General features: G+C 42.8%; 21 protein-coding genes. 4 read left to right on the forward strand and 17 right to left on the reverse strand.

Annotation, left to right across the window (positions count from 1 at the left end; genetic code table 11):
• Positions 1 to 2: 2 nt before the first annotated feature.
• The 10 genes from groES to WG943_RS09460 all read right to left on the reverse strand — a co-directional run bounded on the left by groES (position 3) and on the right by WG943_RS09460 (position 10,452).
• Positions 3 to 293: a co-chaperone GroES gene (groES, locus tag WG943_RS09415; RefSeq protein WP_340408461.1), complete on the reverse strand. Its 291-nt coding sequence runs from the start codon at positions 291 to 293 to the stop codon at positions 3 to 5.
• A gap of 251 nt (positions 294 to 544) precedes the next feature.
• Positions 545 to 928, reverse strand: a complete 384-nt coding sequence (secG, locus tag WG943_RS09420; protein ID WP_340408462.1) for a preprotein translocase subunit SecG — start codon at positions 926 to 928, stop codon at positions 545 to 547.
• A gap of 1 nt (position 929) precedes the next feature.
• A complete protein-coding gene (locus WG943_RS09425; protein WP_340408464.1) occupies positions 930 to 2,246 on the reverse strand; it encodes a hypothetical protein in 1,317 nt (438 codons plus the stop codon).
• A 35-nt stretch (positions 2,247 to 2,281) separates the two neighbouring features.
• Entirely contained in the window at positions 2,282 to 2,809 is a 528-nt protein-coding gene (lptE, locus tag WG943_RS09430) for an LptE family protein (RefSeq protein WP_340408466.1), read from the reverse strand.
• Positions 2,793 to 4,073 carry a sigma-54 interaction domain-containing protein gene (locus WG943_RS09435; protein ID WP_340408468.1) on the reverse strand — a complete coding sequence of 427 codons (1,281 nt, stop codon included), beginning with the start codon at positions 4,071 to 4,073 and terminating at the stop codon, positions 2,793 to 2,795. The genes lptE and WG943_RS09435 overlap by 17 nt, the downstream gene beginning before the upstream one ends.
• Before the next feature lie 87 nt (positions 4,074 to 4,160).
• The gene (miaB, locus tag WG943_RS09440) at positions 4,161 to 5,594 is read right to left on the reverse strand and encodes a tRNA (N6-isopentenyl adenosine(37)-C2)-methylthiotransferase MiaB (RefSeq protein ID WP_340408470.1); all 1,434 of its coding nucleotides are present in this window, start codon (positions 5,592 to 5,594) and stop codon (positions 4,161 to 4,163) included.
• Between the two features lie 194 nt (positions 5,595 to 5,788).
• The gene (locus WG943_RS09445; protein WP_340408472.1) at positions 5,789 to 7,081 is read right to left on the reverse strand and encodes an anthranilate synthase component I family protein; all 1,293 of its coding nucleotides are present in this window, start codon (positions 7,079 to 7,081) and stop codon (positions 5,789 to 5,791) included.
• Between the two features lie 14 nt (positions 7,082 to 7,095).
• Positions 7,096 to 8,517 (reverse strand): tetratricopeptide repeat protein, encoded by a 1,422-nt coding sequence (locus tag WG943_RS09450; protein ID WP_340408474.1) that lies wholly within the window; start codon positions 8,515 to 8,517, stop codon positions 7,096 to 7,098.
• 96 nt (positions 8,518 to 8,613) lie between these two features.
• Positions 8,614 to 9,345 (reverse strand): zinc ribbon domain-containing protein, encoded by a 732-nt coding sequence (locus WG943_RS09455; protein WP_340408476.1) that lies wholly within the window; start codon positions 9,343 to 9,345, stop codon positions 8,614 to 8,616.
• Between the two features lie 3 nt (positions 9,346 to 9,348).
• The gene (locus WG943_RS09460) at positions 9,349 to 10,452 is read right to left on the reverse strand and encodes a Nif3-like dinuclear metal center hexameric protein (RefSeq protein WP_340408478.1); all 1,104 of its coding nucleotides are present in this window, start codon (positions 10,450 to 10,452) and stop codon (positions 9,349 to 9,351) included.
• 70 nt (positions 10,453 to 10,522) lie between these two features.
• On the opposite strand from WG943_RS09460, the gene lpxK reads away from it, so the two are divergent.
• The 3 genes from lpxK to WG943_RS09475 all read left to right on the forward strand — a co-directional run bounded on the left by lpxK (position 10,523) and on the right by WG943_RS09475 (position 14,286).
• Positions 10,523 to 11,584: a tetraacyldisaccharide 4'-kinase gene (gene lpxK / locus WG943_RS09465; RefSeq protein ID WP_340408480.1), complete on the forward strand. Its 1,062-nt coding sequence runs from the start codon at positions 10,523 to 10,525 to the stop codon at positions 11,582 to 11,584.
• 76 nt (positions 11,585 to 11,660) lie between these two features.
• Positions 11,661 to 13,550 (forward strand): putative porin, encoded by a 1,890-nt coding sequence (locus tag WG943_RS09470; protein ID WP_340408481.1) that lies wholly within the window; start codon positions 11,661 to 11,663, stop codon positions 13,548 to 13,550.
• 127 nt (positions 13,551 to 13,677) lie between these two features.
• Positions 13,678 to 14,286, forward strand: a complete 609-nt coding sequence (locus WG943_RS09475) for a tRNA-(ms[2]io[6]A)-hydroxylase (protein ID WP_340408482.1) — start codon at positions 13,678 to 13,680, stop codon at positions 14,284 to 14,286.
• Positions 14,287 to 14,434: 148 nt separating this feature from the next.
• Here WG943_RS09475 and WG943_RS09480 read toward each other — a convergent pair whose 3' ends face one another.
• Complete coding sequence (locus WG943_RS09480; protein ID WP_340408484.1) at positions 14,435 to 15,700, reverse strand: asparagine synthetase B; 1,266 nt, start codon at positions 15,698 to 15,700, stop codon at positions 14,435 to 14,437.
• 137 nt (positions 15,701 to 15,837) lie between these two features.
• Here WG943_RS09480 and WG943_RS09485 point away from each other — a divergent pair, with 137 nt between their 5' ends.
• Positions 15,838 to 17,079, forward strand: coding sequence for an ABC transporter permease (locus WG943_RS09485; protein ID WP_340408485.1), 1,242 nt, complete (start codon positions 15,838 to 15,840; stop codon positions 17,077 to 17,079).
• Positions 17,080 to 17,192: 113 nt separating this feature from the next.
• Here WG943_RS09485 and WG943_RS09490 read toward each other — a convergent pair whose 3' ends face one another.
• From WG943_RS09490 to WG943_RS09515, 6 genes are all read right to left on the reverse strand, one after another.
• Positions 17,193 to 17,645 (reverse strand): GNAT family N-acetyltransferase, encoded by a 453-nt coding sequence (locus tag WG943_RS09490; protein WP_340408487.1) that lies wholly within the window; start codon positions 17,643 to 17,645, stop codon positions 17,193 to 17,195.
• Positions 17,646 to 17,730: 85 nt separating this feature from the next.
• Positions 17,731 to 19,113: a serine hydrolase domain-containing protein gene (locus WG943_RS09495; RefSeq protein WP_340408488.1), complete on the reverse strand. Its 1,383-nt coding sequence runs from the start codon at positions 19,111 to 19,113 to the stop codon at positions 17,731 to 17,733.
• A gap of 73 nt (positions 19,114 to 19,186) precedes the next feature.
• Positions 19,187 to 19,885, reverse strand: a complete 699-nt coding sequence (locus WG943_RS09500) for a DUF6794 domain-containing protein (RefSeq protein ID WP_340408490.1) — start codon at positions 19,883 to 19,885, stop codon at positions 19,187 to 19,189.
• Between the two features lie 225 nt (positions 19,886 to 20,110).
• Positions 20,111 to 20,740, reverse strand: coding sequence for an OmpH family outer membrane protein (locus WG943_RS09505; RefSeq protein ID WP_340408492.1), 630 nt, complete (start codon positions 20,738 to 20,740; stop codon positions 20,111 to 20,113).
• 78 nt (positions 20,741 to 20,818) lie between these two features.
• Positions 20,819 to 22,138: a tRNA (N(6)-L-threonylcarbamoyladenosine(37)-C(2))-methylthiotransferase MtaB gene (mtaB, locus tag WG943_RS09510; protein WP_340408493.1), complete on the reverse strand. Its 1,320-nt coding sequence runs from the start codon at positions 22,136 to 22,138 to the stop codon at positions 20,819 to 20,821.
• A gap of 124 nt (positions 22,139 to 22,262) precedes the next feature.
• Positions 22,263 to 24,104: an LTA synthase family protein gene (locus tag WG943_RS09515; RefSeq protein WP_340408494.1), complete on the reverse strand. Its 1,842-nt coding sequence runs from the start codon at positions 24,102 to 24,104 to the stop codon at positions 22,263 to 22,265.
• Positions 24,105 to 24,232: the final 128 nt, after the last annotated feature.

Here is a 24,232-nt window from a genome sequence, read left to right on the forward strand (position 1 = left end):
AATTAAAGTACTGCCAGAATATCAGACTCACGCATGATCAGGTAGTCGCTACCGTCTACAGAGATCTCAGTACCTGCATACTTGCCATACAACACCTGGTCGCCAACTTTTACCTGTGGCTTCATCAACGAACCTTGCTCAGATACTTTACCTTCGCCAACGGCTACTACCTCACCACGCTGCGGCTTCTCTTTAGCTGTATCAGGAATAATGATACCAGACTTTGTTTTTTCTTCTGCTGCAGCAGGAGCAACAATTACTCTGTCTGCTAATGGTTTAATGCTGATTGACATAGTTTGTTATGTTTTTTTTGTTTTAATGGTTTATAGTTTATCGTTATAACCGAAGGTGTATTATCATTTCCTGTGCCAATGCCTTAAAACTGACATTTCAGGCCAAATTTTCAGCTTTTAACGCTGTCATTCATGTCAGGTTTGACAAAATTGGCAGACACCGGGAACTTTTTAAGGAAAGATACTGACAGGGTAAAAATAACAAAGCCGGCTTTGAGGGCCGGCTTTGTTTATACTTTGTAAGTTACTTCTTAGTTGTTGGCTGTGTCGATCATTTCTGGAATCTCGGCAGCATCAGGAATAGCAGCAGGATTTTCTCCTTCTGTTGCACCTGGCAACGTAGCAGGAGCAGGGGCATTAAGCTGACGAGCACGCTCTACGTTAATGTTTCTTTCTGTTCCCTGGTTAGCTGTTCCAACTATCATGTGTGTACCGAGTGTAAGTACAACCAGCGCTATGGCAAAGCCCCAGGTTAGTTTCTCCAGCAAGTCTCCGGTACGTTTAACACCCATTAACTGGCTGGTGCTACCACCAAACTGGCTTGAAAGTCCGCCTCCTTTAGGATTCTGAGCCAACACAACCAAAATAAGCAGCACGCAAATGAATACAATAATACTGATAAGGGCGATGTACATATTAGCTTAAGTTTTGTAATTTTTCTATCTGTTCAGCAAAGTAACTCTTTTTTTCCGGATTTTTCAATATGAGTTGCTCATATATTTTAATTGCCTTCTTAATTTTTCCTTGCTTCAGGAAGATGCCAGCAAGGCTTTCAGAGGCCATTCCTTTCTTAATCTTAGTACTCTTGAGTGATAAATCCTCCTGAGGCTCAGGTTTTAATTTAATATTAGCCATAGTTTTGAGCCTAGGGTTCAGCTTTAGAAACTGGTCTATTAAATCCAGTTGGTTGCTAAGCGAATGTTGCACAGGTTGAACTGCCTTTTCCAGTTCATGGGTCTTGCTGTACTCTAAAATAAGCTCCGGGTGAAAGCTCTGAGGCCTTTGTCGGGTATACTCATTCTTTAGCTGTAGCACTTCGCCCATCCGGCTAGAGCTCATCCAATATCCCAAGGCATCCTCAGCATACAGGCGGTCTATCTCATCAAAGGTATAGTTTATTTCGGCGTCTGCTGCGTCCTTTTCATCTATAGCAGGGGCGTCTTCATAAATATCATCTTCAACTATACTTTCTGCTTTAGGCTCTTTATTTGTTATGGCAGTGTCTTCTTCCAGCTCTGATAAAGCTTCTCCAGTTTCTGCCAGGTGATCAGCTATACCAAGTGACGGTGCCTGCAGTTCTGGTTCAGGGTCCGGATCAGGTTTTTGAGCTAGTAAATCGGTAAAAGATGAGCTAAGGCTGTTAATGGTTAGCAACATGGCCAGCTCTGAGTCTATTTGCTGCTGCTCTGCCTCCAAGGCTGCAGGAGAATCTTCTACTTCTTCTGCAACTACTGGTGCTACTTCCTCATCTGCTGTAATTTCAATGATAGTTTCTTCAGCAGGCTCCTCAACAATTTCTTCAACCAGCTCAGGCTCGAAAACCTCAGCTTCAATTATTTCTTCTTCCGGAGTTATACTTTCGGTGTCACCTTTTACTTCTTCATCTGCAGCGGTTACTGCTAAAGTATGTACTGCAGTTGTTGCTTCAGGCTGTAGTACAGACGAGCTTTCTTCCTCCTGATTTGAACTGGTATTTTCTTCAAATACAGGCTCAGCAACAGTGGAAGTATAGATAATGCGTTTAAGCAGCTGCCTATCTGTGGCGTAGGAGGAGGCTTTACGCAAACGCTGTGTCGAAAGCATACTTCCTTTGTCGTAGGCAGATTTGGCGAGCAATAGATGTGCAGTCTGGCAATAAGGGAAAGTGGCGGCCACCTTTTCCAGCTCTTCAGTTTGCTGGTCAGAGATGTTCGCTACCTGTTTTATCAGTTTAAGAAAAGCTGATTTGTTCATTTGGTGTTAGTGATACTTTAGGCGATAGTATATAACTACCAGTCTGCTACCGTTTTATTAAATACATCTACTACAAGGCGTTCCGTCAGTGCATCGATCTCTGCAGGGGTGATTTGTGTAACGTCACGACCTTGCTGAAAATCCTGAGATATGGAGAATAACCTATCAAAGTTCTTATCGGGGTTCTTCACATTAGTAAATCGAACCTGTATGCCCAGTGTAAGCCTGTTTAAGCCTGCTATATCCTGTACACCTTCACGTTGGATGGCAGCAGGGGTATAAGTAAAACTAACAATCTGTCCTTCCAATTGCAAGTCTCCGTCGCGCTGAACAATGTTCAGGTTAGAGTTTCTTTGGAAAAACGTTTTAAAGTTATTTGTTACAAGCTGGGTCAGGTTTGCAGGACCTTCGCCGGTGCTGTTCTCAAAGTTCTGAATAGTAACGGTTTGAATGTCAGGTGGCAGGGTAGAGCCTGAGAAAGAATAAATGCCACAACCACCGCAAAGTATCAGCAAAAGCGGCAATGCATAAATCCATAACCTAGTCTTAATCCTCAATGTCATACTGCTTTAGTTTGCGGTAAAGTGTTCTTTCTGATATGCCGAGGTCCTGGGCGGCATACTTTCTCTTATTATTATGTTTTTTAAGTGCCTTCAGGATCAGTTCTTTTTCTTTATCCTCTAAAGATAAGCTTTCTTCTTCTGTTTCGTGCGGAATATCTTCTACTTTCTGGTCTTCGTACTCGTGCATCTGCGCATGTTGTACCGGCAAATAAAATGCTTCGTGCTGTTTTGGCTCCTGGTGCTGGTAAGTAGTTCGGCCATTGATGGTTTCTATTCCGTCAAATAAGTGCCCGTGCTCTTTTATTAGTTCCTGCTCGTTGTGCTGGTTGGTCATAATCTCGAAAACCAGCTTCTTCAGTTCCGACACATCGCGGCGCATATCAAAAAGCACTTTGTATAGTATATCGCGTTCCGAGAAGTGCTGATCAGAAGAAGCAGATGCCTCTTTGCTTAACACAGCCGGAAGGTTGCTTTGCTCGCGCGGCAGGTAGTGCCTTAATTTATTAGCGTCAATTTCACGGTCATACTCCAGCACAGATATTTGCTCTACAATGTTTTTCAGTTGACGGATGTTGCCTGGAAAACGGAACGCCAGCAGCTCCTGCACAGCATCAGCTGTAAGCGTGATTGGCTTAACTTTATATTTTTCTGAAAAATCTGCGGCAAATTTACGGAACAACAGGTAAATATCGTCGCCACGTTCGCGCAGTGGCGGCACTGTAATAGGCACTGTATTTAACCTGTAGTATAAGTCTTCCCGGAAACGGCCCTTCTCTACTGCGTTTAACAGGTTAACATTCGTAGCAGCCACTACACGTACATCTGTTTTCTGTACTTTAGAAGAGCCCACTTTTATAAATTCGCCGTTTTCCAGTACACGTAGTAGTCTGGCTTGAGTTCCTAGTGGCATTTCACCGATCTCGTCCAGGAAAATGGTGCCTCCGTCTGTTACTTCAAAATAGCCTTTACGGGTATCGTGAGCACCAGTAAAAGAGCCTTTTTCGTGTCCAAACAATTCAGAATCGATTGTGCCTTCAGGTATAGCGCCGCAGTTAATAGCAATAAATTGGCCGTGCTTGCGGGGGCTCAGCTGGTGTATGATTTTGGAGAACGACTCCTTGCCACTGCCGCTCTCGCCTGTAATAAGCACCGTCATTTCGGTAGGGGCCACCTGGGCTGCTACCTGTATGGCATGGTTTAGCAAGGGTGAGTTGCCTATGATGCCAAAACGCTGCTTTATACTTTGAATATCGATATTGCGCATGTTTCTAATTTGAAGATTTGGAAAGGTGGAGATTTGAAGATGCCATAAAGTCAATTTTTAAATTATGACATCTTCAAATTTCCAAATCTAATCTAAAGCCTCACCGAACAGGGTGCCTACGCTGCAGTCGTGCACCAGCACGTTCACGTAGTCGCCTTTTTTGTAGTGCTTCTTATCAAAGATAACCACTTTGTTCTGGTCGTTGCGGCCGCTAAGTTGTTCTTCTGATTTTTTGGATTTTCCTTCTACTAATACTTTGTGCACCTTGCCAACATCACGTTTGTTGCGGTTAAGCGACGTTTCACGCTGCTTGGTAATGATCTCGTCCAGGCGACGCTTCTTCACTTCCAACGGAATATCGTCTTCCAGCTTTCTGGCTGCCAGTGTGCCCGGACGCTCAGAGTAAAAGAACATGTATGAGTAATCATACTGCACATAATCCATCAGTGAAAGCGTGTCCTGGTGCTCTTCCTCTGTTTCAGTGCAGAAGCCGGCGATCATATCCGAAGAAATACCACAGTCTTCGCCAAGTATAGCACGAATGGCATCTACACGGTTAATGTACCACTCACGGTCGTAGGTGCGGTTCATCAGTTCCAGCACACGAGAGTTACCGCTTTGCGCCGGCAGGTGTATATATTTGCAGATGTTGTCATACTTTTTCATGGTGTACAACACTTCATCTGTAATGTCTTTCGGGTGCGAGGTAGAGAAACGCACACGCAGATTTGGTGATAATAAAGCCACCATTTCCAGTAGTTGCGCAAAGTTTACGCTTTCCGCTCCGTCTTCAGAAGCCCATTTGTAAGAGTCTACGTTCTGGCCCAGTAGTGTTACTTCTTTATAGCCCTGTGCCACTAGTGCCTCAGCCTCACGCACAATAGAATGCGCATCGCGGCTACGCTCACGGCCACGCGTAAACGGTACCACACAGAAAGAGCACATATTATCGCAGCCACGCATAATCGAGATAAACGCACTAACACCGTTGCTATTCAAGCGGATAGGATTGATGTCAGCATAGGTCTCTTCACGCGATAAAAGCACGTTAACGGCTTTCTGACCACCGTCTACTTCATTAATCAGGTTCGGCAGATCGCGGTAAGCATCCGGGCCAACCACCAGGTCAACAATTTTCTCTTCTTCTAATAATGATTTCTTAAGACGCTCCGCCATACAGCCTAGCACGCCAACCATCATCTCCGGCTTCTTCTTTTTAAAATAGTTGATTTGACCTAATCGGTTACGGACAGTCTGCTCCGCTTTCTCACGGATAGAGCAGGTGTTAAGAAACACCAGGTCAGCCTGCGCAATATCAGAGGTGGTATCAAAACCATTCTCAAACATGATGGACGATACGATCTCACTATCCGAGAAATTCATGGCACAACCATAGCTCTCGATGTACAGTTTGCGCAGCTTTCCAGTCTTTGTTTCCTGGGTAATATGGGTTGTATCACAGGCCGCTGCCTCTTCTGGTGTGCGGCTGTCTATAAAATCTAAATCTACTATCGGATCCATGCTTATTCTTTTACTGCTGCAAATATACTATAATCTAATCAAAGCCGTGACAGAATGGCAGCTTTAATCAATTATGAATTACGAATTAATAATTATGATTTGATTGTAAGTATAAGTTTCTAAACCTGTAGTCGTATGACTGCATAAAACCTATTCATAATTGATAGTTAAGCATTCATAATTCAGGCGAGAACTCAGTCTTGTGCCAACACCTTTAAAATTGCCTGCGCCTTTAAAAGGCATTCTTCATACTCTTGATCAGGGTTAGAATCATAAGTAATGGCGCTGCCTACCATAAAAGAGAGATAGCGGCTGCTGGCGTTGTATTGTATACTTCTGATTACGACATTAAAATCACAATTATTTTCTGGCGTTATATATCCAAAAGTACCAGAGTATAAGCTTCGCTTAGTGTCTTCCAGTCCCTCAATGATCTGCATAGCGCTTATTTTTGGTGCACCAGTCATACTTCCCATCGGAAATGCTCCGTTTAATGCATCAACCAGGTCGTTGGCTGGTTTAAGCTCACCGGTTATGGTAGAGATCATCTGCGACACCTGCCTGAAGCCGTAAATCCCAAACATTTCCTCTACCTGCACGGTTCCGGTGCTGCATGAACGGCTTAAGTCGTTGCGTACCAGGTCTACGATCATCATGTTCTCGGCCAACTCTTTTTCATCGTAGCGCAGTTGGTGCTGTAGTTGTGCGTCTTCTTCGGGTGTTTTGCCTCGTTTGATGGTACCTTTTATTGGCTGAGAAATCAATTTCCGGCCTTCTTTTTTAAGGAAGCGTTCCGGAGAGGCACACAACAAATACTTGTCGTTATACTTCATGTAACCGGAAAATGGAGTAGGAGAAGCCTTGTTCAGAGCCAGGTATAAAGGCAAAGGTTGCAAATCGGCATCTTCAGCAAAGAACTCTATGCAGTAGTTTAACTCATATACATCGCCCTCCAGAATATGCTGTTTTACCTGCGCTACATTGGCTTTGTACTTCTCCGGAGATACCCGCTGCTGCACCTGAACCTTTTCAGGAGACCCAGCAGCTGGAGCTTTTGTAGATAGTATAGCATCAAGTATAGTATTTATACTTTGTGCTGTGCTATAAATAGTTACGGTTGAATCGTTAAAGTATAAGTATACTTCTGGTTCAAAGAAAAAGGCTAGCGGAAAACCTATGCCATCGTTATTTTGGCTGCTTAGTTTTTCGATCTGGTTCTTCAGGTCGTAAGAAATATAACCACACCATAAGCCATGTTGCTCCGTGAGCTTTCCCCGCATACTATCCAGTACATTGTCTTGGTCAAGCTCCAAAGGCTTGCCTGCAGATACGGCCAATAAATGTTTGAAGCCGTTGTGAGGATAGGGTATGTTGTTGGGGTTATAGTAGGAAACCAATGGGTACTGATCAGCCCAGGCAAGAGCTTTGTGCACGAATCTCTCTAGAGCTACAGGTAATTCTTCTGCTTTTATAGTTTTGGTAAACATATGGCGTGTCTTACCTAAAAAGATGAAAGGGCGAGCTTGGCTTTGGCGTCGATGCTATTTTTGTACTCATGGTCTTTATAGCTCATTGCTTTTTTGAAGTATGCTTTGGCTAAAGTGTCCTGGTTTTGTACTCGATAAATGTACCCCAGTTGCAGGGCTGCATTAGGGGCAAAGTATAAATTGGAGTTTCCGCTAACTGAGATTGTGTTCTTATAAAACTTAACTGCCTGCGTAGTATCCTTTAAACCATCAAAGACGCGGGCCATGCGATAAGTATATTCTGCCTGAGCAGGAAGAGCGGCTTTAGAAACATCTAGGCTGCTCAGAGATTTTAGTGCCTCTTTGTAATAACTACCGTCCGACTGCAATCTGGCTAGCAAAAGTGGCTTTATAGGGCTTTCATTTTTTAATACATACTTAGCTGCATACTTATCTTCTTCAATTTCTTCGAGGCCAACATCTGCTATTTTATTATAATACCAAAGTGCCTGTGGCCGGTGATCACTTAAAAAGTAGGCAAGGTATAGTTTAAAATGAGCTGCCTTAAGGTAATGCTTGCCTTTGTGCTTATTCAGGAAAGATAAATTAAGGTTTGCAGATTCCTCAAAATCTCCTCGGTACAAATATAAGTCAGCAGCCATGTGTTGCAGGTAAGGAAAGCTGAGGTACTGTATACCTTGAGGCCTTTTAGTATAGAGTGCCAGTGCCTTTTCGCTGTGTTTAGTCTTTTTAAGCAAATGAATGGCTGCAAACCGGAACAAGAGGTTATCAGAGTGACGGTTGGTTATACTTTCGAGGATGCGAATTGCCTGCTGCTCGTGCTCCTGATCTACTAATTGAAGTGTAAGGCCATACATTATCTGCGCCTCCGCCTGAAAAGGGTTCTCTTTTGTAGCAGCTGCTTTTAAATTGGCAAGTCCGGCTTTTATACTTCCTTTCATACCGATGATATTCAGAAACCATTTATAGTTATCTGGAACAGAACCAATGAGCACCTGCAGCATGCCCAGAGTCTTTTTATTAGGTATAAAATCGGGGTGATGTTTTGCAATAGAAGTATAATGAAGGTAAGCCTGTCGAATGTCCCAGGCAGCAGATAACTTATTGCCAAATAAAAGCTTACTAACGCCTATCTGCATTTTTACTTCGGCTTGCGCATACTTTTTCCAGATGCCGTTATCTTTTACTTTTTCGATTTTATAAAGTCTGTCCTCCTGCCTTTTAATTAAAGCATCATACGCGGACGCATCCTGCTGCACACATAAGGTCAGGAAATCCCCATAGTTTTCGATAAGCAATGCCGCAGCATTAGTAGGGTTTACCTGTAACTCCTGCTCAACTAGCTGTCGGCCAGATGTAACCTTTAGCTTAAGGTATTCCTGGTGTGCTTTTAGTGTAGCTGTATTGTAAACAGATGAGGCAAAAAGAGGCTGCATGCTGAGCAGGGCAATGCAGAGCATCAAAAAAAAAGGATGGGGTTGAGCCATCCTTTTTGAAATTATATGTAAGCGATTGCCGCTCAACTTTTGATATTAGAATACACGCTGCTCAACACCAGCCAATATACGGCCGCAGTGTTCGCAAACAATAACCTTCTTCTGAGCTGCGATATCTGCCTGGCGCTGTGGTGGCACAGTGTTAAAGCAACCGCCGCAGGCATCACGCTTTACAGTAACAACAGCTAGGCCGTTGCGTACGTTTTTGCGGATACGAGAATAAGCACTTAGCAAACGATCTTCGATGTTAGAAGAGGCATCCTGACGCTCTTGCTCCAGTTTGTTTTCTTCTTCCTCACTCTCCGATACAATCTGATCTAGTTCGTGTTTTTTGTTATCAAGGTCTTTACGACGCTCTTCTAAGCGGTGCTTAGTGCCCTCGATATCGTTGTTTTTCTGCTCGATCTGGTAATGTGCTTCTTTGATCTTTTTCTCAGCGATCTGAATTTCCAATTTCTGAAGCTCTACTTCTTTAGTGATGGCATCGTATTCGCGGTTGTTGCGAACATTCTGCTGCTGATCTTCATACTTACGGATTAGACCTTCTGCGTCTTTGATGGCTTGCTTACGCTGTGCGATTGATTCGTTTAGCGCTGCGATTTCATCATCAAACTTACGAACCCTCACCTCATAGCCTTCAATCTCATCTTCCAGGTCCTGAACCTCTTCGGGTAGGTCACCTCTTACGCGTCTAATTTCATCAAGCTGCGAATCGATGCTCTGGAGCTTTAATAATGCTTCCAATTTGCTGGCTACAGTACTTTCCATGTATTAAAAAGTGTATCTGATAGGGTTTGTGTTTACTTTTGTTAAATAGACTGCAAAATTAGTAAAGTTTTTGGAAATTGTATCATAAAAAATCTCCTTTGTAAATACCTCACTTTCATAGTGTCCGATATCGGCTATCATCATTTGGCCTTCTGCGTCGAAAAATTCATGGTATTTAACATCGCCTGTTACCAATGCATCAGCCCCCTGCCGCAACGCATCTTTTATAAGGAAACTGCCAGCACCGCCGCAAACAGCAACCCGTTTTATACTTTTGGATCCTACTGTAGTATAGCGCAATCCCTGCAATTCCATTTTCTCTTTTAGGTAAGCAAGAAACTCTTCTTCGGCTAAAGCATTTTCTAATTCGCCTATTATGCCAATTCCTACTTCCTGGTTCTGGTTCTCCAGGGTATATAAATAGTGTGCTACTTCTTCGTAAGGGTGTGCTGCTTTAAGTGCTGCCAATATTTTGCCCTGCAGGTAAGCCGGGAAAATTACCTCAATACGGTTTTCCTGTACCTGCTCTAGTTTGTTGATGCCTCCAATAGTAGGGTTAGCCTTATCAGTAGGAGTAAAGCGGCCTGTGCCTGCTACACTAAAGCTGCAACTATTGTACTCGCCAATATTACCTGCACCTGCCTGGTGTAGCGCATCTAACACCTGATCCGTGTTGTCTACCGGCACAAAAGTAACCAGCTGCATTAAGGTTTGAGGCTTGTTTATTAGTATCCGATGCTTACTTAAACCTAATTTGTCTGCTATTTTAGTATTAACACCATTTATTACACTGTCCAGGTTAGTATGGCTGGCATAAATGGCAATGTCATGTTTAATGGCTTTTATAATAGTGCGCTCTACATAATTTTTACCTGTCAAAGACTTCAGCCCTTTAAAGATGATCGGGTGGTGTACCACGATTAGGTTACAGCCTTTCGTAATGGCATCTTCTACTACCTCCTCGGTACAATCTAATGCAATTAATACGGCTCTAACTTCGTCGTTTGGGTTTCCGGTTAACAAACCGGCGTTATCGTAACTTTCCTGGTATATAAGTGGTGCAAGCTGCTCCAGATGGTTGGTTACGTCTTTAATGCGAGTAGTCATAGTTCTGATAATTTCCGGTTTTGGCGTCTCGGTTTAAAATTAATTCTAATTTTGCTTTAGCTAAAATGATATGGTGAAATATCTCAAATTACTGCTCTGGCCTTTTGCTGTACTTTATGGTGCTGTTACAAGTTTGCGCAACCAGTTTTATAACAAAGGTATACTTAAAAGCACCTCCTTTGAATTACCTGTAATTGCAGTCGGTAATTTAACAGTAGGCGGCACAGGTAAAACGCCGCATGTAGAGTATTTAATCCGGTTACTACAAAAGTATAACTTAGCAACACTCAGCCGAGGATATAAGCGTAAAACCAAAGGGTTTATACTTGCCGATGCCACATCAACTGCAGCACAGCTCGGCGATGAGCCCTATCAGTATTATCAGGATTTTCCGGGTATAAGCGTGGCTGTGAGCGAAAGCAGGGTAGAAGGGGTGCAGAAACTGAGGCGGCTAGTGCCTGATATTGAGGTGGTAGTGCTGGACGATGCCATGCAGCACCGGGCTATCAGGCCTTCTTTCATGATCATGCTAACGGATTACAATCGGCCATTTTTTAAAGATTTTATACTTCCTGCTGGCTTATTGCGCGAAAGCAGGTCAGGTGCAGCACGTGCCGATGTGGTGGTGGTAAGCAAATGCCCGCAGCACATGAGTCATTCTGAAATGGAGAAGTATACTTCCAGCATCAGAAAGTATACTACGGCGGCAGCACCTGTTTTCTTTTCAACTTTTAGATACGGTGCGCCGGTAAGTATAGGGGCCGCAAGTCAATTATCAAAAAGTATAATACTCTTAACTGGTATTGCCAATCCGGCACCATTAAAGGAGTATCTTGCTACAGCGGGTTATCAGGTAGTTAAAGTCTTTTCTTTTCCTGATCACCATACTTATTCTTTGCAGGATGTGGCTCAAGTAAAGTCTTATTTGGAAAAGCATAAAAACCAAATTATAAGCATTATAACCACCAGCAAAGATGCCGTTAAACTTACTGCCGGCGAGTTAGCCGATGCTACAAAAACACTTGATTTATTTTACCTGCCAATACAAGTAAGCTTTCTAAAAGACGCTGCACTTTTTGATTCTATGGTTGCAGGACACGTAAAGGATTTTATGACCGTTAATAGCATATAGTGTTTAACTAATACTTTTGAGAAGTATAGGCAATGTAAAAGCATGCTTGTTGTGCTAAAATCACTAATTTTGAATTGTGAAAATTAAGTTACTCTTCGGATTACTCCTCGTTACATGGCTGTCAGGCAATAATGCCGCTGCTCAGGTTATAGATGATTCTACAAAAGTGTTGTACGGTCCCAGAACAACTTTGCAGTTGTTTGAAAGAGATGTAATGGAAGGTCGTTTGGTGCGCAGCCGCATCGATACTTCTATCAACAACATGCAAAATGAGCGCTACTGGTACAATGATACCGCTTATTACCAGCACCTTGGCAATGTGGGCACTGCAGCACAACCTTTATTGTTCCGGATGCCCCAGAAAATTGGTGTTCGTTTCGGGAGAAATACCTTTGATCGTTATGCTTATGATCCGGAAACGATAAATTATTATGACACGCGTTCACCTTATTCGCATCTATACTATGTACAGGGGCAGCGTGGCGAGCAGGTGTTTGAGGGTATTTATGCACGCAACATAACGGAACGCTGGAATGCCGGTGTTGCCTATCGAATTATCTCGTCTAACAAGCAACTCGATGCACAGCGCCGCGAAGGGCTAATCGATAACCAGGCAGTCAAAGCATTTTCACACTATACTTCTGAAAACGATCGCTTCGACCTCTTCTTTAACTATACTATGATGAAGGTTGAGCAGATAGAGACTGGTGGCATCAGGCCAGAACCTACAGATACGCGCGATGACTTGTTTGACTATGAACAGGAAAGTGTGTTTCTGAACCAGGCAGCCTCAGAAGAAACCAGACATGGAGTGCATCTAACTAACATTTATAAGCTAGCTGACGAAAATCTAAAAGTATACAGTACTACGGATTGGTACCGTCAGGCTAATGAATACAGCGATAATGCTTTCCCGACTGATGATAATGGCACGCTTCTTTTGTACCCGGCAATATTGTACACTGGTGTCCGGACACAAGACCGTAATGTGTATACTGAGCTGCAAAACCAATTTGGGTTTACAGGCAACAGCAGCATATCTTTCTATAAAGCATATTTAAAACACCGCCATGCAAATATCGACTACACCATACTTGACTTCATGCGCAGGGATACCACAAACACTGAAGTCAGGAAAGGGGACGCTGCAACATTTAATCAATTATTTATAGGCGGGCAGTTGCGGTTGTTCTACGAAAACAAGGCCGAGCTTTTAGTTGATGGAGAGTTTCAAATCTCTACGGACTATCGTGTGAAAGCACATGGTAAGTTAGCAGGATTATGGGCATCTCAGGAGCGCATATTGCGTTCTCCATCACTGCTGGAAGAGTTCATGATCAGTAACCATTTCCGGTGGGACAACGAGAATTTTAAAAGTTCTGTGATTGACCGCACTGAAGTAGGTTATTCTGGTAAATTAGGAGAGAGGCAGCACATAAAACTTGGCCTGAATTATACTAACATCAAGCGCTATATCTTTTTTAACGAAGGGGCAGTGCCAGAGCAACTAGGAGGAAACCAACGCCTATGGGGTGCTGAAATAAAGCATCATATAAGGTTCGGACCAATGCATTTCGAAAACTTTGCCGCTTATACTAATACCGATGAGGCTACACGTGTTAGAGTGCCGGAGTGGGTGCTAGACTCTAAGTTATACTTTGAAGGTTTTATATTTAAGAAGGCTTTGTTTGGTCAGGTGGGGGTGCAGGCATACATGCCAAGCGGATATTTTGCCGATGTTTATATGCCTGTAACGCAGCAGTTCTATCTACAAGATGGTTTTAAGCTGAACACATACCCAGTGATTGATGTGTTTTTGAGCGCCGACATTAAAACGGTAAATGTTTTCCTGAAAATGAGCCATGTAAACAACGAGCTGTGGGAGCCTGGTTATTTTGTAACGCCTGGATACCCTGGGATGCGCCGCAGTTTCATTTTCGGCCTGAAGTGGATGTTCTTTGATTAACAGTTAGCGAATGACTGTATGAGTAAATTGGTCGCGGCGTTATAAAATATGACAGACTGTACCTGAATCTTTGTTCTACCTACATCCACTCAATCACTCATTTAAGCATTCGAAATTATACTTTCCCATGTCTGAATTACAGCCTAACAAAACCATACTTCGCTTAGAGTTACCTACCGACCCGCGTTGGGTCAACATCGCGGAGAAAAATATAGAAGAAATTCTTGTAGATCACGCTTACTGCGAGCAGAAAGCTGCCACTTCGGCTATTTCGCTAATCGTAAAGTATCCAGACAAAACAAAGCTGGTGGACGAACTGACAGACCTTGTAGCTGAGGAGTGGAGCCATTTTGAGCGTGTGCTGGAGCAGTTAAAGAAACGCGGCTATGGCCTAGGCCGCAACAGACCTGATGAATATGTGGTGCAGCTAAGCAAGCATATCCGAAAAGGCGACAAGCGTGAACGCCAGCTGATGGACCACCTGTTAGTAAATGCTCTAATTGAAGCCCGTAGCTGTGAGCGTTTCAAACTTCTATGGAAGAATATTCAGGATGAAGAACTGCAGAAGTTCTACTATGAACTCATGGTGTCAGAAGCCGGACACTATGTGAGTTTTGTAAAGCTTGCCAAAGAGTATATGCCTTTTGATGTGGTAGATGCCCGATTTAAAGAGCTTCTTCAGATTGAATCGGAGATAATCCGTAACCTGGAGCCGCGCCCGGACAGGATGCATTAGTTAATTGTTAAATTGCTGATTGTTGAATTGTTTAGGCTCTTAAGTGTAATAGTGGTTTCTGTTAAATCTGGCCTTTAGTATAACTTTAAGTAGTCGCCTAAATCGCACTATACGAAAAACAACAATTAATCAATTTAGCAATCAACCATCACGTCTTTTGCTTCTTCTTCTTTGCTGCCGGGAACAGGATGTTGTTTAAAATAAGTCTGTAACCAGGAGAGTTAGGATGTAAAGCCAGGTCTGTTGGGTCTTCGCCTACTAAGTGCTGGTAATCTTCGGGGTCGTGACCTCCGTAAAAGGTCCAGGTGCCTTTGGCGTAGGTGCCGTGCATGTAACGTATCTCGCCTAATTCTCCGTTTTCACCCATCACCACCACTTCTGGTTTAACCAAGCCTTTTCGGAAGGCTGTTGTTTGGCCCATAAAACCCTTTATAGTTTTAGCGTGGTTCTGAGTAAGCATAGTTGGGATGGGGTCCCATTTGGCTGAAAACGTGAAGAGCTGAAAATAGTCGTTTGTCTCTGTAACCGGACGCTCCTGGGGCTGCATATCGATATTCGAGTACTCATATTCTAATGGGTTTCGAGATATTTTAAAGTCCTTAAAGGCAAATGTTTTAGAATAATCGAGTTTACTTTGTGCGTTAGGGTCGGCGGCATCACCGTCAAACATACCTTCAACAATATCCACTCCTTCGGCGGCCAAGGCAATATCGTAGGTATCGGTGGCAGAGCACATGGCAAACAGGAAACCGCCTCCTGCACAAAAGTCTTTAATTTTGTTTACTACAGCCAATTTTAACTGCGATACCTTCTTAAAACCAAGCTTCGTGGCAGATTCTTCGGCCTCGCGCTGCTGCTCCTGGTACCAAGGGTAGTGACGATAACTCGCATAGAACTTTCCGTACTGGCCTGTGAAGTCTTCGTGGTGCAGGTGTAGCCAGTCATACTTTGGTAGGTCGCCTTTAATAATTTCCTCGTCATAAATTACATCATAAGGAATTTCAGCGTAGGTAAGTACCAGTGTTACGGCATCATCCCAGGGCATCTTAGACTTTGGCGTATAAACAGCCACCTTTGGCACTTTTTCCAACTTCATAATATCCATGTTGGCTTCCGGGTTGCTGATCTCAGTAAGTATACCGTTATATTGTGCATCCGAAATTACGGTGTAGCTGATACCACGCACTACCAGCTCATTCTCCAACTGCGGACCATGCTGAAAGGCAAAGCTGCCGCCTCTGTAGTTAAGTAACCAATCTACGGGAACATTTCTGCTGAGCACCCAATATGCCAATCCGTAAGACTTCAGGTGGTCTTTCTGTGCCTCATCCATTGGCACAAGTATAGTGCTGGCTAAGGCAGAAAAAGTGGTAAGTATGAGCGTTAAGAATAGCAGCGTGGTACGGAAAAACATCTGGTTCGTCTTTATATTATAGTCAAATGTATAAAAATGATTCTTCTTTCGCAGAAAGCAGTTATATTAGAAGCTGAGCAGCTGTTTTATACTTAACGGAAAAACAGAGGAAAGCGCATAAAAATCTTTTTTAAAGGATGAATCTGATCGAAAACATACGGGAAGGCATGCGTGCCATCTACGGGAACATGCTAAGAACCATACTTACAGGGCTAATTGTTTCAATTGGCATAATGTCGCTGGTGGGTATATTAACGGCAGTGGATAGTATGAAATACTCCCTTACACAGACTTTCTCAAGTCTTGGCGCCAACTCGTTCGACATTCGCAAAAAAAGCTCCAATAACCGCGGTAACCAGCAGGGGCGTGTAGGCAAAGTTTATCCCAACATTACTTATGTGCAGGCCATGAAGTATAAAGACATGATGTCTGACAACGCTATAGTTAGTTTATCTGCGAATATATCGGGAGCTACTGTAGTAAAAGGCGAAACAGACAAGACAAACCCTAACATTAGTGTTGTTGGTGGCGACGAATATTATCTGGAAACACAGAATCTAGTATTAGAAAAAGGCAGAGGCTTCTCTAACTACGAACATGAGTTTGGCTCTAATGTGGCTATTATCGGAAATGAAATCAAAGAAAAGCTGTTTAAAAAACAGGAGGCTATCGGGCAAAGCATCACGTTTTTAGGACGTAGATTCAAAATTGTAGGCCAACTAGAAACAAAGGGCAGCAGCATGGGTGGTGGCAGTGACCGCAGAATCATCATTCCGCTAGAGACAGGACGCCAGATTCCACTTATGGGCGGTGGAGAGCTAAACTACGCTATCAAAACAGCCATTCCTAAGCCAGAGGAGCTTAATTATGTAATGGGTGAGGCAACAGGCATTATGCGCAACGTGCGCCAGGATCCTTTAGGCCAGGAGGAATCTTTTGAAATAAGAAGAAGCGACTCGCTGCTGCAAAGCCTGAACGAGATATCTGGCTTCCTGAAGGCCGGTGGCTTTATCATTGGTTTCATTACCTTGCTCGGCGCATCTGTTGGCCTGATGAACATCATGATGGTATCTGTAAATGAGCGTACCCGTGAGATTGGTGTGCGCAAAGCACTTGGCGCAACATCTAAACAGATACGTCAGCAGTTTCTGATAGAGGCTATCGTAATCTGTATACTTGGTGGACTGGTTGGTATATTCCTTGGCATTATGATGGGCAACGGTATTGCTGCTCTAATAGGCGAGGGAGGATTTATTGTGCCATGGCTATGGGTGATAGTAGGTCTTACTATATGTGTGGCAGTAGGAGTGATCTCTGGATATTATCCTGCTTTTAAAGCGTCCAAGCTAGATCCGATTGAATCGTTGCGATATGAATAAAGTATAAACTGCTGCTGATACAGAACCGTTTGCTTTTATACTTAAAAGAAATTAAGAATGCTTTTGAGTAACGGTGGAACTGCAAAAGTATAAGTTATTAGCTGTTAGCGCTATTATGCTTTTGCAGCCTCTCCGTACTTCCAGTTATCATAGCTCATTTCAAACCTAATTTCAGCTTCTCCGTTCATGCCTGTCTCTCTCCAGCCTTGGAGGCGGTAAAATTGCTCGGCTCTGGTGTTAAACTCTGTTCCCAGCCATAGCGTTTTAGTTGTTTGGTTAAAGTACCAGTCCAGCATAATCTTGTGCAGCATTTTTCCAATGCCTTTGCCTTCGAACTCAGGTTTTATAAATAAGGCCCATACATTGTGATCCTTTAGATCTACTATGGCAAAGCCTACAATTTCATGTTGTATTTCGCATACCCAACCTTTGCCTCTCACAGTTAAGTAATCTTCGCAGTTTTTGTCGGTAACTTTGGATGGGTCAGAAAGTATATTTTCTTTAACAGAGTGCCTGACGAGCTGAATTTGAAGGATGTCGGATATGGTTGCTTCTCGATAGATCATAAGAGCCTAATAAATGCGTTAACGGTTGGATTAGCAATGATGATAGAGCTGACTGATTTTTTTGTATACATTTTTTAAAGACAGCTTATTCTATTTTGGTAAAAGAAACGCTCATTAACGGAGCACTTATCTGAACTTTAGTGGTCTTCTGTTGTGTGAAGGAATATATATAGTCATCTTCTCCGCTCCAGTTATCGTTACCTATGTAGTTAAGAGGTTGCTTTTCTTCTCCTATGCTGATATAAAGTTGGGTGCCATCTGCTTCAAAGTTTCTTGTTAAGGCTCTTCCCATCACTTTCCCTGTATATGTACCAACTAGTGGGGATAAGTCTCCCTCAAATTTTTGTTCATTTCTCTTTTCATCAATGTAGTAATCTGCGATGGCAGTAGTCACATCTTTAGGTTTTACTGGACCTAATGTGTTAATTAGGGTTACCACTGTTAAATCATATGCTGGAAAGTATTTTATATCTGAAAGGAAACCTTCAATGATACCATGGTGCGAGATAACTTCATTGCCCTTATAGGTGTTTATTTCCAGGCCTAGTCCGTAGCGTAATGTTGTGCCGTTTGCCAATTTAGATGGGGTTATCATGGCACGGTAGCTATCTTTTGAGAGGAGTTTTTCAGCATTGTGAAGTGCAATACTCCAGGTTAACAGGTCTTCAGCAGTAGAGCAAAGAGAGCCAGCGGCACTTGCCAACTTAAAGTCTCCTGGGTTAACCTTAATTAAGTTGCCATCTTTATTTATGTTGTAACCTTGTGCCAAATTGTTAGGACCGCTAAGTAAGTTCCCACAGTCACAGGTGTTTTCTAAATTGGCTGGGTTGTAAATATACTGTCTCAGGTAGTCGTTGTAAGAAAGCCCAGATACTTTTTCGATGATTAGACCCAGCATAAAATAGCCAGAATTACTGTAGCTCATGGCTTCACCAGGTTCAAACTCGAATGCCTCCTTCTCTAGCATCCTAACAATAGTATCCTTAGCATATGTAATACCATCAAGTTTATTTGGAATAACTGACCTGGTGTAGTCTTTGATGCCTGAAGTATGATCCAACAGTTGTTTGACTGTCACAATCTTACCTTTGGAATCAAATTGAATGTATTTGCTTATGTCATCCTCTAAGTCTAAAAGCCCTTTCTCAGCTAGCTGTAATATTGCAATGGCGGTAAAGGGTTTGGTTACTGAGGCAATCTCAAAAGTTGCATTTGCTGGCAACTCTGCTTTAGACTCGACGTCATTAAACCCATAAGATTTTACAAAAAGAATATTGCCGCCTTTCGCCACACCAATTGTTGTTCCTGCAATTTTGCTGCTGTCTATAAGAGGCTTAATTAAATTATTAACATGAACATCTAAACTAACTGTGTTTGTTGCTTTATGCGAGCTTGACTTTACACAGGATATAAGTGACAATACAATAAAGTAAAAGGGGATATAGAGCAAGTTTGTTTTTCTGTTCATGATAGTGTTTTGCTAACGGTTAATGTATGGTGCATTTTAATGCGCTATACATAGGGTTAGGCTATGTATTTCTTTATTTAACATGCCATAGACTATAATCAAGCCACTTCTTTTCTCCTTCTTGCATTAGTTCGATGTGCTCTTCCCCAACCTGCATTCCTGAATTGTCAGCTTTAGAATATCTTGCAACTACGATTCCATTCTCGTCACAGGCTCTGAGTAACTTAACAAGAAGGGTTAAATCCTTTTTGTTTTTATTGATTACTACCCCATAAGCTTCACATAAATCATTCATATAAGAATCTTCTTGTTGAGAGCTAATGAACTCGTAGTAGTAAGAAAACTCTACAGTATCGCCCTTAGAAAATTCTTTGAAAGCTTTTTGCTTTAGCTCTTTTTCTTCCTTTTCTGCTTTTTTCCAGTACTGCTTGATATGTTGAACCTGTGCCTGTACTTCTAGTGGCTTCCCAGTTATTTTCCTATGGTAGGATGTAAGGATTATACCCGACATGTCATCTGGGTGATGTACTCCCATTTTGTGGAAGTACTCAGAAAGCCGTGAACCGCCCCATAATCCCCAGTTATTTCTAATCCATGTGCCGAACCCATGAAGAGCTTTTCCAATAAGTTCATCTTCTGTCCATTCGGCTACTTCCTGTTTTGTTGAATCATTCCAGAAGGTGTCAATTTGCTTAAGGCTTTCTTCTAAGTTCTTAGGAATATAGACACCGTTAATTGAGTCCGAGAAGAACCTTGCTTTGTCTTGAGCCATAGACGCAAAGGCTGAAAACATCATGAGCACAAGTAGACCGATTCTATACATCTAATTCATAATGATTATAAAGCCTAACTATCTGCTAAACGGAAGTCTATTCGGATTATCCGTCAAAATTGACGGATAATCCGAATAGCGCTAATGCTAAATATATAAAATAATATGTAGTATAAACAAAAAAGGCGAACCGTTTGGTCCGCCTTTAAAGTATAGCTGATAATACTACTTCTTCTTTGTAGCTTCTTCTGCTTTAGCAGTGTCAGCCTTTACAGTTTCGTACTCTTGGTTCAGGCCCTGCACCACTTCAGAAGTAATATCTCTTGTTGAGTCGCTGTACAGGATGGCGCTGTTACCACGCTGGTAAGTTAACACCATTTTATAGCCTTTATCTTCGCTCAATTTTTTAAGGTAAGATTCTACCTGGTCATAGATCTTCTTCATCTCCTCAGACTCCTCTGTCATCAGTTCGTTGCCAGAGTTTTGCTGAAGTGCCTGTAGCTGCTGCTGCTTCTGCATTAAACGCTGCTCTGTAGCACTTGCTTGCTGTACCGTCATGTTAGCAGCTTGCTGCTGGAAACGCTGCACCTCTTTCTGGAAAGACTCCGCCTGAGAACGCAGGCTCTTCTCTTTAGCCTCAGCTTTACCCTGCAGCCTTGTTCTTACTTCTTTAAAGTATTCGTAATTAGCCAATAAAGAGTCAGAATTAACATATACGATATCAGGAACACCTGCTTCTGCTCTTTGTGTAGCGCCAGTTTCTGAAACAACTGCTGCTTTTTCGCCATTCTGGTTGCAAGCTGCAAGGGTAGCTGTAGCTACAGCAAGACCCAAAGTTAGTTTTACTAATTTCACAGTAAGTTTATTTGTTTATCTAAGTTGGAAGTTATTCAACTCTAAATATAGGGCTTTTTTACAATAAGCCTAAAAAAATTAATGCTTTAGGATCTCCTGATAGGTTTCTTCTGCTTCCATCAGGCCGTTTGCGTCAATACCTGTAAGGCGCACATGCTTTAACTCATTCACAAGTACAGGATCATACTTGGCTGCCACACGCACATAGTTCTCAGTCCAGCCTTCCATCACACCCTCTTTTACATCATCCTCGAAAAGCACTGTAAACTCACGGCCAATGTTCTGCTCGTAAAAGTGGCGCTTCTTTTTCTCAGAAAGGATGCGCAACATATCGGCGCGGCGGTTGCGGTCTTTTATACTTACCTTACCCGGCATATCCGGCGCAAGTGTATTTTCACGCTCAGAGTATGGGAATACATGTAAATAGCTAACATCCAAGTCGTTAATAAAGTTGTATGTCTCCAGAAAATCTTCTTCCGTTTCTCCCGGGAAACCTACAATCACATCAACACCAATGCAGCAATGCGGCATCAGGGCTTTGATTGTTGCCACTCGGTCAGCGTACAGTTCGCGCTGGTAGCGGCGTCGCATTAGTTTTAATATCTTGTTTGAGCCCGACTGCAACGGCACATGGAAGTGCGGCATAAAGCGTTGGCTCTTGGATACAAATTCTATAATCTCGTCTTTAAGCAGATTAGGCTCGATAGAGGATATACGGAAACGTTCAATGCCTTCTACCTTATCCAGTTCCTGCACCAGCTGGTAAAATGATTCTACTCTATTACCATCCTGTAAACCAAAGTCACCGGTGTTTACGCCTGTCAGCACAATCTCCTTTACACCAGATGCTGCTATCTCATTAGCAGATCTCACCACGTTCTCGATACTATCAGAGCGGCTGTTGCCTCTGGCTAATGGTATAGTGCAAAAGCTGCAGGAGTAGTCGCAGCCGTCCTGTACTTTAAGAAAGGTACGGGTACGGTCGCCGAAGGAGTATGAGTTATGAAATGTATTTGCTTCAGAGATCGGGCTGGCATATACTTCGGCCTTCTCTTTTTTCTCAAAGGTTTCCAGAATATCTACCAACTGAAATTTCTCTGCAGCACCTAACACGGCATCCACCCCTGGTATTTCAGAGATCTCTTTTGGCTTAAGCTGCGCGTAGCAGCCTACGATGGTAATAAAGGCATTAGGAGAGTGCTTCAGGGCCTCCTTAACAATCTTACGGCACTTCTTATCAGCGTTATCCGTTACCGAGCAGGTATTGATAACATAAATATCCGGAGTATCGGTAAACTCTACTTTTTCAAAACCACGTTCCTGGAAAATACGTCCGATCGTGCTGGTCTCAGAGTAGTTCAGCTTACAGCCTAAGGTATAAAAAGCTACTTTTTTCATAATCAGACGGCAAAGGTACGAAAATTAATTGTGAAAGAGAGGGTGAGTAAATGAGTGAATAACTTATTTTAAGTCAGTGGTTTATAAATTTAGATAGTGCTTTGCCTTCAGCTTGTCATAGAGGTTATTTCTTCACAAAATCACCAAACGAATACTGCATATAAGCTTTTCCGTGCTCTAGCTGCTCTGCTGTTACACCTGTATCCTGTGTGATAACCTGCTTCGAAACGTTATCGAAGGTTAGTATACCCTGCGGCGTAACATACCCGAAGCCATCGTTAAACACATAAAAAGCAAAAGGATTAGCAATAGGAGCCAATAAGTTGCGGCCCCAGCTAAACTCCTGGTGTGGTAGGTTTAACGTTGCGAGCAGGGTAGTGGCTATATCTGTCTGGGAACCTATAGTTTCTATTTGTAACCCTTTCTGCTTTAAAGCTCCTCCTGTAAGTATAAACGGCATTCTAAATTTGCTGGGCAGGTGGTTGGCATCGTTCCCCGGAAGAGGATGACCATGGTCGGCTGCCAGTACGATTAGGGTGTTATCCCACCAAGGCTGCTGCTTTGCCTGTTCTATAAACTTACCCAACGCCCAATCGGTATAGTACATACTGTTCTGGAAAAGCGTTTCATTGTCCTTGCCCGGAAACTTGGGTGCAATGGGTATTTCATAAGGTTCGTGGCTGCTTAAGGTATAAACCGTAGAGAAGAACGGTTCTTTTTCCTGCTTCAGTTCTTCCAGGACTCTTTCAAACAGCACATGGTCATGTGCACCCCATTTAGAGTTGTAGGTACTTGGGTCGAAATCATACTTATCTACCAGTTTGTTGTAGCCTCCATTAAGTAAGTATGATTTAATATTAGCAAACTCTAGTTCACCGCCGTAATAGTAGCTGGTTTTGTAGCCCTGTTCCTTAAAAACTTTACTTAACTGCGGCAGCTTCTCTGTTTTTTTAGGGGTTTTGATGATGGAAGTGATCGTTTGTACAGGATAACCGCTTAACAAAGCCACCATACCTTTTTCACTTCTGTCGCCGCTGGAGTATAGGTTTGTAAAGGTGATTCCTTCTGCAGCCAACTGGTCTAGGTTTGGTGTAACACCCTGTTCTCCGCCCAAATGTCCCACCAGCTTTGCCGTGTAGCTTTCCAGAATAATGAAGAGTACGTTGGGCTTAACGGTAGTAAGTATGGCAGTTGTGTCTGTGGTTGAAGGTGCAGCATACAACGTTTTTACTGTTGCCTCAGCCTCTTCATCTGGCATATACTTATAAGGGTTACTGCTCGATTTGCTATACTTTAGCATGGCGTGCATCAGGTTCCAGGGCATGTTCAGACCAACATGGTTAGCGTAGGGTTTTTCGGAAAAGTATACCACACTCTGGTTAATGGGTATCTGCTGCCATCCACCGCGCAAAGGCAACACCAATAAGATCAGGAACAGAAAGGAGAGAGCGCCTACGGCAAATTTTTTTCCGACCAAAGTATACTTCTTCAGATCAAAAATACGCAGATATAAAAGTATAAACCCTGTACTAAGAGCAAAAGCAACAAGGCTTAGCAAAAAAACCGGTGCAGCTGCTGTGGTAGCTACCATTTCGCCGGGAGTGTTCAGGTACTGTAACGGCGTTGCATCCAGCCGGAAGCCCCAGAAAGTATAAAGCTCCAGATCGGCTGCAAGTAGTATCGAGATTAAGCCTAGTAAAATAAAAGTATAATACCTGATAACCGTTGCAGCTGAGAACCTATGCCAGGCAGAGGCTACCAAGCTAAGCAGAAATGGAATGGCACATATATAAGCCGTAAAAGACGCGTCGAGCCTTAAGCCATAGAGGAAAGTATAAAATATATCCCCACCAGATAACTGACCTGATTTATCGGCATGATATACCAGAAACAAGGCCCGTGCTACTACAAAGTATAGCAGCCAGAACAGAAAGTATAATGGTTGAAAGTAAATGCGCTTTTTCACAGTGCAAATATAAAAGTATTACACCAGCCTATCTTAACTATATCATCTCAAAGAAAATTCCTGAGCAAATCATTTAATGGTTGCAAAGTATAAAGCGAACAATACAGAAAAGCTAATTATGTAATTAC

The organism is Pontibacter sp. H249 (genome assembly GCF_037892465.1).
In the GTDB taxonomy this organism is placed as follows: domain Bacteria; phylum Bacteroidota; class Bacteroidia; order Cytophagales; family Hymenobacteraceae; genus Pontibacter.

Coding starts and splice junctions, on each gene's coding strand:
- groES (WP_340408461.1), bottom strand. CDS start 293: ATGTCAATCAGCATTAAACCATTAGCAGACAGAGTAATTGTTGCTCCT.
- secG (WP_340408462.1), bottom strand. CDS start 928: ATGTACATCGCCCTTATCAGTATTATTGTATTCATTTGCGTGCTGCTT.
- WG943_RS09425 (WP_340408464.1), bottom strand. CDS start 2,246: ATGAACAAATCAGCTTTTCTTAAACTGATAAAACAGGTAGCGAACATC.
- lptE (WP_340408466.1), bottom strand. CDS start 2,809: ATGACATTGAGGATTAAGACTAGGTTATGGATTTATGCATTGCCGCTT.
- WG943_RS09435 (WP_340408468.1), bottom strand. CDS start 4,073: ATGCGCAATATCGATATTCAAAGTATAAAGCAGCGTTTTGGCATCATA.
- miaB (WP_340408470.1), bottom strand. CDS start 5,594: ATGGATCCGATAGTAGATTTAGATTTTATAGACAGCCGCACACCAGAA.
- WG943_RS09445 (WP_340408472.1), bottom strand. CDS start 7,081: ATGTTTACCAAAACTATAAAAGCAGAAGAATTACCTGTAGCTCTAGAG.
- WG943_RS09450 (WP_340408474.1), bottom strand. CDS start 8,517: ATGCAGCCTCTTTTTGCCTCATCTGTTTACAATACAGCTACACTAAAA.
- WG943_RS09455 (WP_340408476.1), bottom strand. CDS start 9,345: ATGGAAAGTACTGTAGCCAGCAAATTGGAAGCATTATTAAAGCTCCAG.
- WG943_RS09460 (WP_340408478.1), bottom strand. CDS start 10,452: ATGACTACTCGCATTAAAGACGTAACCAACCATCTGGAGCAGCTTGCA.
- lpxK (WP_340408480.1), top strand. CDS start 10,523: ATGGTGAAATATCTCAAATTACTGCTCTGGCCTTTTGCTGTACTTTAT.
- WG943_RS09475 (WP_340408482.1), top strand. CDS start 13,678: ATGTCTGAATTACAGCCTAACAAAACCATACTTCGCTTAGAGTTACCT.
- WG943_RS09480 (WP_340408484.1), bottom strand. CDS start 15,700: ATGTTTTTCCGTACCACGCTGCTATTCTTAACGCTCATACTTACCACT.
- WG943_RS09485 (WP_340408485.1), top strand. CDS start 15,838: ATGAATCTGATCGAAAACATACGGGAAGGCATGCGTGCCATCTACGGG.
- WG943_RS09490 (WP_340408487.1), bottom strand. CDS start 17,645: ATGATCTATCGAGAAGCAACCATATCCGACATCCTTCAAATTCAGCTC.
- WG943_RS09495 (WP_340408488.1), bottom strand. CDS start 19,113: ATGAACAGAAAAACAAACTTGCTCTATATCCCCTTTTACTTTATTGTA.
- WG943_RS09500 (WP_340408490.1), bottom strand. CDS start 19,885: ATGGCTCAAGACAAAGCAAGGTTCTTCTCGGACTCAATTAACGGTGTC.
- mtaB (WP_340408493.1), bottom strand. CDS start 22,138: ATGAAAAAAGTAGCTTTTTATACCTTAGGCTGTAAGCTGAACTACTCT.